General features: G+C 63.2%; 2 protein-coding genes. Both read right to left on the bottom strand.

Annotation, left to right across the window (positions count from 1 at the left end; all coding sequences use genetic code 11):
• Window positions 1–331: hypothetical protein (locus EOA85_RS38425; protein WP_206523483.1), on the bottom strand; the 331-nt coding region annotated here is incomplete at its 3' end.
• A gap of 65 nt (window positions 332–396) precedes the next feature.
• Window positions 397–987: RHE_PE00001 family protein (locus EOA85_RS36000; protein WP_348627963.1), on the bottom strand; the 591-nt coding region annotated here is incomplete at its 5' end.

Raw genomic sequence — 987 nt, 5'->3', positions numbered from 1 at the left:
AGACAGGATCCAGATTCACGCGAGAGTACGCCCTCAGCAAGGTATCGGAACCGGGGTTCAGCGACCAGCATTGCGCCCAAGCCGGAGCAAGGTAGGCCGCCAGGGGTCGTTGGCTCTTGCCAGGGATATGTTGGCTTCCGTCGAGCATGCAAAGTGCTGCTGGGTCTTCTCGTGGATCATCCCACAGGCGCGTTGCGACCAACGCCATTTGGCCCGATTTAACGACTTCGAGCAGCCGTTGCAGGGGGAATATCCGGCGAATTGGCGCATCGAGATCAGGGATCCGCGTGACAAATCGGGTGGGATCACCGCTGATGGGAACGAGTTCCATTTTCTTCCCTGCTAGCCGTCACGACACCGAAGCCTCGCCAAGTCTGATATTTGCATGGATCCGATCTACAGGATTCCCCACGCTCGGAAACTCCCCCTCCCCGTCATCTCGCGCAGGTTAAGTGCGCCGACGAGATCGAGGGCACCCTGCCGGGAAACTTCGAGCTTGTCCTGAATCATGCTGGTCGACACCAGCGGACGCGACAGGACCAGCTCGAGCAATGCGGGCAATTTCGAGCTGGCGCGGCGGCCGCGCAGCACACGCTCCATCTGGCCCTTGGCGAGAAGCAGACGGTCGTGCTCCTTGAGTCCGGCGCTCGCCGCTTCGTATATCGCGTCGATCCAGGCATGCAGGCGATCGGCGCGGTTACGCGCGCGCCTCCGTTCCCGCGGAATGGTCTTGGCACCGAGATGCAGGCACGGCAGGTGGTGCGCGGCCAAGCCTTCCTGGCGCATGAGCGCGGCCATGAGCAGTGGACCGACCCAGGCGCCGCGTTGCAGCACATCGATGTCGTTCCAGGCGTCGAGCGCCAAGGCCACACGCAGCACGACGGGAAAGTGCCGCGACCGGTCCAACACGTCGCGCCATTCGGCGAGGCGGGCTGCCTCGTCCCAATCCTGGTCATAGAGCACCGTCAGCCGGTCATCGTCCTGCGG

This window comes from Mesorhizobium sp. M5C.F.Ca.IN.020.29.1.1, assembly GCF_003997375.1.
Lineage (GTDB): Bacteria > Pseudomonadota > Alphaproteobacteria > Rhizobiales > Rhizobiaceae > Mesorhizobium > Mesorhizobium wenxiniae.
The sequence above is the reverse complement of the archived record's forward strand: the minus strand, read 5'-3'. Positions and strand labels throughout refer to the sequence as shown.